Origin of the sequence: Pelotomaculum propionicicum (genome assembly GCF_004369225.1) — a bacterium.
Classification (GTDB): domain Bacteria; phylum Bacillota; class Desulfotomaculia; order Desulfotomaculales; family Pelotomaculaceae; genus Pelotomaculum_B; species Pelotomaculum_B propionicicum.
The window spans coordinates 1-8,025 of record NZ_QFFZ01000082.1; the positions used below are offsets into that span (position 1 = coordinate 1).

3 protein-coding genes and 1 pseudogene are annotated in these 8,025 nt (G+C 52.7%); 3 read left to right on the top strand and 1 reads right to left on the bottom strand.

The window, feature by feature from the left end; all coding sequences use genetic code 11:
* Positions 1 to 236 (top strand): annotated as a pseudogene (locus Pmgp_RS18420) (Rpn family recombination-promoting nuclease/putative transposase); the annotation flags it as partial.
* A 501-nt stretch (positions 237 to 737) separates the two neighbouring features.
* Here the strand turns inward: Pmgp_RS18420 and Pmgp_RS18425 are convergent.
* A complete protein-coding gene (locus Pmgp_RS18425) occupies positions 738 to 1,688 on the bottom strand; it encodes a hypothetical protein (protein WP_134216028.1) in 951 nt (316 codons plus the stop codon).
* A 412-nt stretch (positions 1,689 to 2,100) separates the two neighbouring features.
* Between Pmgp_RS18425 and Pmgp_RS18430 the strand changes: the two genes are divergently transcribed.
* Both Pmgp_RS18430 and Pmgp_RS18435 read left to right on the top strand, forming a co-directional pair.
* Positions 2,101 to 7,227: a hypothetical protein gene (locus Pmgp_RS18430; RefSeq protein WP_134216030.1), complete on the top strand. Its 5,127-nt coding sequence runs from the start codon at positions 2,101 to 2,103 to the stop codon at positions 7,225 to 7,227.
* Positions 7,228 to 7,243: 16 nt separating this feature from the next.
* Complete coding sequence (locus Pmgp_RS18435; protein ID WP_134216032.1) at positions 7,244 to 7,888, top strand: Ig-like domain-containing domain; 645 nt, start codon at positions 7,244 to 7,246, stop codon at positions 7,886 to 7,888.
* The last annotated feature ends 137 nt before the right edge of the window (positions 7,889 to 8,025 follow it).

The window sequence follows — 8,025 nt, forward strand, 5'->3', positions numbered from 1 at the left end:
TGCTGGAGGAAACCGACCCCAGGGAGGTGGAGAAAGTGATCACCAACATCGAACGGACACTGGACGAGATGAAGAGGCAAGCTTTGCTCGAAGGTGAAACGAGAGGCAAGATTGAGGGCAAGATTGAAGTTGCAAGGACAGCGTTAAAGAGGGGCTTTCCCGTGGATGAAGTGGCAGAAATAACCGGGCTGTCCAGGGAGACCGTTTTGGAACTGAAGAAACAGCTGGAAAACTGAACCGATAACCAGGGGGACGGTTCGAAAGCGCCGGGATAAACCGGCATAGAGTAGGGGATGAAAGAGCCCCACGTGGAAGGAGTAGCTGTACCACCACGGCCCCGAGTCATGCGCGGGTGGTCGTGAGGCCGCACGTGAAGCGTTGACAGGGGGAAACGCAGGCCAGCCATTGAGCTCCGAAATCACCCTTCCGGGGTGCCGACCTCGTGAACCGGCAGGGAAGGCAATACGGTATAACGGCGTAAAGAACGCAGCGAGCCGTATACCGGCCCCGCGGAGTCAGAGACCCTGAGCATGCGGGCAAAACCAGGGGGACGGTTCTCCAAGGGATCAATCGGAAGTTTTGCGCATGAGAGAGGCTCAACCATCAGATAATATCTGACTGTTGAGCCTTAACAATACCCCAAGCCAAGGGGACGGTTCTCTTGGCTGGCGTTTTTCACCAGCCAAGAGAACCGTCCCCTTGGCAAACCCTGGCGGCGATTTTTAAGCGCTTGTAAATTATGTGATGCTAATTATTTCCAGGCCATCACTTGTCACATTGATTGTTTTAACTTCACTCTGTACACTATGTGTATCGTCAGCCGGCGCGTATGGATCCTTGGCGTATACAATGACGGTGTAAGTTCCCGCAGCCGTTGGTGTAATACTTAATGTCGCAGTGCTGCTGTAACTGCCGCCGGTCCATGTGCCGTTCGGAGCCTTATACCAGAATTGATAGACCGGGCTGGTTATGCCAGCGGCGCTGGCCGCAACACTAAATGGGGTATTTACAGTTCCGCTTGAAGGGGTGGTTAAACTTACATTGCTTCCGATGTTTAGAACAAATGATTTATAATAAGCCATATCCCATTTGCCGGCATCTTTATCGTTCTGATCGAGTGAGTATACCGCGACCACATAGCTGCCTGACTGCAGATTGCTCAATGAATAATTGTTGCTTGTCGACCAGTTCTTAACGACTCTCCAGTCGTTCGAATCATGCAGCCAGAATTCATACCAGGGGGTGCCGCCGTTATCGGCGGCAGTGGCGGTAAAGGTGGCGCTGCTGCCGACGGGCTGGCTCCCGCTTGGTCCGGAAACAGATAGGGCGCTTACCGACCCCATTTTGGTAAAGGCAACATTTAACGTGGAGCTTGATATGGCAGTACTGTCCGCGGCTCCCGAAGCCTTGGCGCTGGCAACAACCGTATAAGTGCCCGGTACGCTCCTGGTGAATGTGTATGTGTTGCTTCCATAATTCCCGCTTGAGGTCCATGAATCGTCACGCGAGTCTTTTACCCAGAACTGGTATACAGGATTGGTGATTCCGTCGGCTGCAGCAGTTATTGTTATATAGCTGCCTACCGGTTGACTGGAATATGTACTGGTCACATTTACGCCTGCAAAGGAAGGACAAACGAAAAGAAGGGTAAAGATGAACGAGGCCAATAAAATAAAATATTTTTTCATTTGAAACAACTCCCAACATTTTTATTACTTTATAATTCGGCCTTGTTATATTTTTCCTTTAATTTTTTTTTCATCTTCACGGAAATTTGTATGAATCTGAACCGTAATCGTAAAAATAGTCCCCACCTAACTGGAAGGGCGGGGACTATTTTACACTATGTTTCAACACCATGGACTTAGCATTTTGCTTCCAGCCCTTCCAGCAATAGGTCGTTGAAGGTAAAGTTTTTTTAAATAACTGCCGAAATTAAATGTAAACGGGGCCAATAAACGTTCCACGTTAAACTGCATGACCTTCGGGTTTTTCAGGTATGAGCCATAGCTTTACGTCTTAGTTTTTCAACTGGTTTGCCCTATCGTGGAACGAATGTAAAATACCAATCCTGAAGTGTAGTAAAAGGAGGTTTTGAAAGTGGGTCAATTAAGTGATTTGACCGGAAAAAGTTCCGGCTTGTCTTACAAACTGTTAAAGCTGAAAATGTACTTTTTATGCTGCCTGGGAGTTTTAACGCTGTTTCTGGCAGCTGTTCCCCAAAGCGCTTTTGCCGCAGCGGCGCCATCATTAACACCGGGCGTAAACTATTCCGCGCCAACCGGAGGCCAGGCGGCAAATACGACTAAGATAGCTTTCTTAAGCCCGGTTGGGATTTCCGGGGCGACCAAGTGGCAGATCAAGGTAGGTGCAGGGGTGTTTGACGCACCTGATTATGACAACACCTTGCCGGGAGTTACGGATTACGTGGTAAACTCTGATATTACTGTCGACGTTGCAGGGGGGCAGGACCACCTGCTGCTCCTGGCGACAGACGACCAGGGTAAGATTAAGGCATACGCCGATATCGACATCAGCGGGTCAATCAGTTCGCCGGCGGCAACTTTAGCCGGAGGCGGAGGTAACTATTCCGGTCCGGTGCCGGGTTCCGCGATAGGGACGACAAAAATTGTAACCTTGAACCTGCCGGGCGGGGCTGCCAAATGGCAGTACAAGGTGCGGGCGGACGCGTATATCCCGGCGCTTGACAGCACTTTAGCGGGGGCAATCAACTATCCGGCAGCGGGCGGCAACGACATACCGATCACGGCAGGCCAGCACCTGATCCTACTGGCGACAGACGACCAGGGCAAGATTAAAGCATATGCCGACATAACCGTTTTGCCGGCGCAAATCGAACCGGCTGCGGCATCATTGGCGTTAGGAACGCATTATTCGGCGCCGGTGGCCGGTTTAACGCCCGGGACGACCCGGATAGTAACCTTAAACCTGGGTGGAATCGCAGGGGCAACCAAATGGCAATATAAGACGCAGGCGGACGCGTTTGCTGTTCCACCTTTAAACAGTACGTTGACCGGAGCATCGGATTACACAGTCAATACCGACATCTCCATAACGGCAGGCCAGCACCTTATGCTTATGGCAACCGACAACGGCGGCGCCATCCTGGCCTATGCCGATCTCACCATAAATTCCGGGCAGATTAACGGCAGCAACATGCTGCTTGCCACGCCGGCCAACTACTCGACTCCGGTACCGGGCGGCACGGCCGGAACAACCCGGATAGCAACCCTGGATCTAAGCGGCATCCTGGGGGCAACCCAATGGCAGTATAAAACACAGGCGGGTGCTTTTGATGTTCCGGCTTTTGACAGCACTTTAGCGGGAGCGGCAGTCTACACTGTGGGTATGGATGTCGCCGTTACGGCGGATCAACATTTTATACTCCTGGCGACAGACGCGGCCGGCAAGATCAAAGCCTATGCCGATATTACAATTATACCCGAATATATCAGGCCGGTTGATTTAACAGGCGGCGGGGGCAATTATTCCGCTCCCGTACCCGGCGGCGCGGGTGGCAACACTAAGATAGTCACCTTAAACCTGATTGCCGGGGCGACTAAGTGGCAGTACGCGGTGCAGACGGGTCCTTTCAGCGTTCCTGGTCTTGACACCACGCTGACCGGAGCAGTGGATTACACGGCGGGCGCGGATATACCCATTACGGCGGGACAGCACCTGATGCTCCTGGCGACGGACGCCGACGGCAAGATAAAAGGTTTCGCCGATCTAACAGTTACGGGCGGGCAAATTAATGTTAATACAGCAGCGGCCGTTCTGGCGACACCGGCCAACTACTCGGCGCCTGAGGCAGGCACTGCGGCCGGAAGCACTAAGATAGCTAGCCTGAACCCGGCCGGGATCGCCGGGGCGACAAAGTGGCGCTACGCCGTACAGAATGACCCATTCACAACGCCGGCCCTTGACGGCAACAGCGCCCTGATAGCCGGAACCGCTGATTACACCGCGGGAACAGACATTTCTGTTACACCAGGGCAGCACATGCTGCTTCTGGCCACTGACGGCGGAAATTTGATCAAAGCATTCGCCGATCTTACACTGGCGCCGGGTCAGATAAGGGCAAACAGCCTGACGACCCCGGCGAACTACTCCACTCCTGTATTGGGCGCCACCGGTGGGACGACACAAATAGTAACCTTAAACACAGCTGGGATAACCGGGGCGACAAAATGGCAATACTCAGTGCAGGCGGGCGCCTATACCCTTCCCGTGCTCGACACCATCCTAGCGGGAGCCAGATCTTACACGGCCGGTTCAGATATTACTGTCACAACCGGGCAGCACCTGGTGCTTCTGGCAACCGACGACGACGGCAAAATAAAAGCATCTGCCGATATAACGATAATAGCTGACTATATAAGAGCATATGATTTAAGTTCGCCGGCTAACTATTCAACTCCCGTACCCGGCACTGCGGCGGGCACAACTAAAATAGCCACCTTAAACCTGGCCGGGATCACCGGAGCAACAAAGTGGCAATACGCGGTACAAGGGGGCGCTTTAGCCCCACCGGCGCTCGACAGCAGTTTAGGCGGAGCGGCTGATTACACCGCAGGCACTAATATTACCGCTTCGGCCGGCCAGCACCTGATCCTTCTGGCGACAGACAACACTAATAAGATTAAAGCCTATGTCGACATAACCCTATTGCAGAGTCAAATTAAGAGCGGGGCCACCCTCTCGACCAACTTTACAAAAGAGTCTGAAGTTGTCGCGGGAGGCAAAACAATAACGATCGACCTTACCCTGTCCGGCTGCGCGTGGGCGGCGGACATTGCCACAACACAGTCTAAGAGAAATCTGCTGTTTGACAACATGACGGCGGGCGGCGGTGAAGCGGCGGAATGGGCAAAAGTCATAGGGAACTTAAAAACCGCGGTGAACCCGGTAAGCCTCGTGGGCAACGTTTTGACGATAACACTGCCTCCTACGCCGGGTTACAATATCACGTCGGATCAGACGATAACCGTGAAAGTTCCCTCGTCGCTGCTCCAGGTATCCGGCAGTGTCACCCTGGTTCCTGCAACTTTCACTATCAGGACGGACAGCGGCGTGGCTATTACGGGAACAATCACCTCCTCGGCAACAGCGGCGGACGTCCGGAAAGGCGGAAAAACGATAATAGTCACCCTGCAGAACCTGCCCGGCGACGATACCTGGCATGCCAATATTGCCAATGAAACGGATAGGCGCCAGGCGCTCTTTACCGCGTTGACCGCTTCCGGAGCTGAGGCGGCCAAATGGAATACAGATGTTATCGATGCCTTAAAGGCTTCAGCCGCCATTACCCGCACGAGCAATACCGTGGTAACGATTACATTGCCTCCTGTACCGACGTATAACGTAACTGCGTCTCAAACCATACAATTAAGCAGCATTCCGGCCGCTTGCCTGACTTCGGGCAGCATTTTCACACCATCGTCGCCGCCGGGATTTGCCATTACACCCGCGGGATCTACCGCGGCCATATCGGGGACAATCATGGGCACCAGCGCTTTACCCACGTCCGAAGTGAATATTGTCAACGGCGGGAGCACCATTATATATACTTTAACCAATGACACCTGGGTGTACGACATTGCCTCCAATTCAACGAAGTATAATTCTCTTTTCGACAATCTGACCGTCACCTCCGGCGCCGCCGGAGAAAATTTGCAGTGGACGTCGGTAATAACTGCTTTGAAGAACGCCGGGACCATAGTACGTACAAATGATACCACGGTTACGGTCACTTTGCCTTCAGTGCCGGCTTATCACATTACAGCCGCCCAAACAATAACCCCCGCCATACCGTCCAGTCTTGTGGGGAGCGGCGTCAGCCCGGCAGTGTCGTCAGCTTTTATAATATACCCGGCTATGGCGGCAGTTTCGGGCACCGTTGTTTCCACAGCGACGACGCAGGACAATATTGTCTCCGGCGGCAAGACTATCATCATCACCCTGAACAACTGCGCATGGGCGCCGGATGCCATTACAAATTCCACAAAAGTCAACCAGTTAATCGACGGCATACGTTTATCTACCGGTGATACGGCAGAGAGCCCCGACACGCAGTGGCAAAAAGTAAGAACGGCGTTAAAAGCCAGCACCGGTAAAATAAAAATTTCCGGCGCCGTACTGACCATCACGTTGCCACCTGTTACGGACTATTATATTTCGTCCGACCAGACAGTTTTGATTACCATTGCTAAAAACTTGCTCAAGCTGCCTACCGCCCAGGACTTTCAGGCGACACCGCCGTTTACCGTATACGCGGCCGCGCCGCCGCCGGCAACGGCGACAGTATCGTTTTCCCCGACATTAAGTGTGGCAAACGTTCGAAGCGGTAGCGCGTCACTTGACATCACATTAAATAACGACACGTGGATAGGAGATATTGCAACCAACAAAAACAAGCTTAACAAGCTGATTGACGGTTTCACCGCGGCAACCGATGCTGACCAGTGGCAACTGGTCAAAGACGCCGTAAAAAACCCTTCAACCAGTATAACAAGTGTTTTAAGCCAGAGCGCCAACAACAAAATAACAATTACCATACCGGCCATAAACAGTTATAGAGTTTCAGCGAATCAGATCATTAATATCAAAATACCAAAAGCATTATTAAATCTAACAAAATCCGATTTAGCCGCAGCGCCCCCGTTTGTAATAAAGGCGGTCGAAAAAGGCAATCTGGACAGCATGCTGCAGGACGGCAGCCTTGATACCCTGCTGGGAACTTATTCACCCAGCGAAATATATGTAGTGGTTCCCAAGAAGTATATAAGCAAGATCGACATGTCAAACAACACTCTGGGTTCCACAAAATACACGGCTCTCAACATACAGGCGGAAAACGAAGTGAATGGCATACAGGCAACGGTAGGAGGCACAGTTCGTACATGCGCCACCTATACAATAACTAAAGGCAAACGTATTTTCAACCTGGCCTTCTCCGGGTTGGAGAATGATACGGACATAACCGTCGCGGCCTTCAGTGACGCCGGTTGTACGACTAGCTTGGGGAAAGGGGTCACAGTCAAGGTTGCTCCGGGCAGTACAACTCCATATCCGCCCAAGGGAGCGTCATCCAAAAGCCTGGCCGGGGCCTACTCCCTGCAGAGGCTGATCTCCGACAGCAAGCTGTTCAGCAGCATTTTGCTGCAATACGGCCTTGACGAGCTGACGGTGACCGCGCCAAGTTAAAAAGGAGGGGTTTGAAATGAACAAAATCTTCAGGATAGCTGTTATCCTCGCCTTGATTCCGGCGCTGTTTTTGGGATTGGTTAATGTTTGCCTGGCGGAGCCCATCCTTTCCGGCTACGATGTCTGGGACACCAGGACCACGGATGACGTAAACAAGTCCTGGACGGTTAAATTCAGCGGACCGCTGGCAACCGAAACGGTAAATAGCAGCAACATCTTTATTACCGACTCCGGCAACCGTCCGGTGACCGCCACCTTGATCATTTCCGGCGACGGCGCCGCGGTGACCATAAGGCCTGCAAGCCCTTACACGGCGGGAAATGAGTACCGGTTATACGTGACGAGCGGGGTTTGCCGCAAGGGCTCCGGAGGCCAGAGGGGCGCCGCTCTGTCAAGAGCGCTGGTGATGCCTTTTATAGTAGAGTCCCAGGGCGACATCAAATCTATCAGCAACGTTTACAACGCACTGGTGACCGTTGTAAATGTAACTGCCGGATCGACGGTGCACTCCGTCAGCCTAAACGGCACCGCCATGCAATACCTGGGAAATAACAAATTCAGGCTGGGAGTGCCCGGGCTTGCCCGCGGCGCGAAGGTAAATGTGAAAGCCTATGACGGTTCGGGAAATTTGCTTGTGGTCCGGGATTATACCATCCAATAAGACTGAGCTTCAACCAGGGGGACGGTTCTTCTGGCTGGTGAACGCACTCTAAGGGGTTGACTGCCGTTTACCGGCGGCCGGCCCCTTCCCGTTGGCCGGCGCCGAAGGCGGGGAGGCAAAACGAAGCGGAATTCAAG